Below are 1366 nucleotides of genomic sequence, written 5' to 3' on the forward strand. Positions count from 1 at the left end.
GGGGCCTACCCCCGGTTCGTGGACACGGGGGTTTTTTACGCCGCGAGCGCTAGCTTAGCGGTGTAGGCGCGCTCGTAGGCGTTCGGGGACAGGTAGCGGCACCAGGAATGGCGGCGCTTGGTGTTGTAGCGGGTCAGCCAGCGGAACATCTTGCGGCGGGCGGTGAGCTCGTCGGTGAAGCACGCGGCGTCGCGGAGGACCTCGCGCTTCGTGGTCGCGTTGAACGATTCGGCCATCGCGTTGTCGGCGCTGGAGCCGACGGCTCCCATCGACTGGATCACGCCGAGCCGCTGGCAGAGCTCGGCGTAGGCCTTGGAGGTGTAGACGGACCCGTGGTCGCTGTGGAAGATCGCTCCTGTCAGAGATCCACGGGCCGCGGCGGCGGCCTTGAGCGCGTCGGCGACGAGGTCGGTGCGCATGTGATCGGCGATGGCCCAGCCCACCAGGCGGCGGCTGTAGCAGTCGATCACGGTGGCCAGATACAGGTTCCCGCCCCCGCCGGCCTCGGACAGCGGCAGGAAGGTGATGTCGCCGACGTAGCGCTGGTTCGGCGCCTCGGCGGTGAAATCCCGGCCGACCAGGTCGGGCACGACCTGGTCGGCCGGCTCCGGCACCGTCGTGCGGTGCTTACGCTTTTTGACGTAGCCGCTGAGCCCGGCCTCCCGCATCACGCGAGCGACCCGCTTGTGGTTGACCCGGTCCTCGGGCGCGGCTGCGTCGTTGAGCTCGGCCGTGATCCGCGGGGCACCCTGTGCATCGTCGTCCGCGTGGATGATGCGGATCCGCTCCAGCAGCTCGCCATCGGAAGCGGCCCGCGCGGACCGAGCTGCGGCGCCTGTCTGCCAGGCGTAGTAGGAGGAACGCTCGATCTCGACGAGCTCGCACAGTCGCTTCACCGGGTAGGTGGTGGAGTGGTCGGCGACGAACTGGAAGCGACTCACCAGCGCGTCTCCCCGGCGAAATACTTCGCGGCCTTCTGGAGGATCTCCCGCTCCGTGGTGAGCTTCGTTGTCTCCGCTCTAAGCTGGGCGTTCTCCGCCTCCAGCCGGGCCACGCGCTGCTCGAGCGGCTCATGAGGATCCGACGTGGAAACTGCCGGCGCGGACCGCAACGGGCTGTCGGTCAGCGTGCCGTCAGCCGCGGTCTTCTTTCCGGTCCCGTGAGTCTCCAGCCACTGCCGCAGCGTGCCCCGGACTATTCCGAGGTCCTCCGCGATACCGCGGACCGTCGCTCCCGGTGTCGACTCGTACAGGTCAACCGCCTGCTGGCGAAACTCTTCGGAGTAGTGCTTCCTGGCCATGGTTCATGATCTCGCTTCCCCAGCAAATGCTGGAATCAGCGTGTCCACGAACAAGGGTCAGGCCCC

At 67.8% G+C, this 1366-nt stretch carries 1 protein-coding gene; it reads right to left on the reverse strand.

Annotated features, from left to right (window positions below; genetic code table 11):
• Window positions 1-35: 35 nt before the first annotated feature.
• Window positions 36-1300, reverse strand: a protein-coding gene (locus ACHUEU_RS16465; RefSeq protein WP_394217166.1) for an IS3 family transposase whose coding sequence is annotated in 2 segments (ribosomal slippage) — window positions 36-958 and window positions 958-1300 — 1266 coding nt in all. Because the reading frame shifts where the segments join, the coding sequence is not laid out codon by codon here.
• Window positions 1301-1366: the final 66 nt, after the last annotated feature.

The sequence above is a fragment of the Brachybacterium vulturis genome, from assembly GCF_043641765.1.
Classification (GTDB): Bacteria; Actinomycetota; Actinomycetes; order Actinomycetales; family Dermabacteraceae; genus Brachybacterium; species Brachybacterium vulturis_A.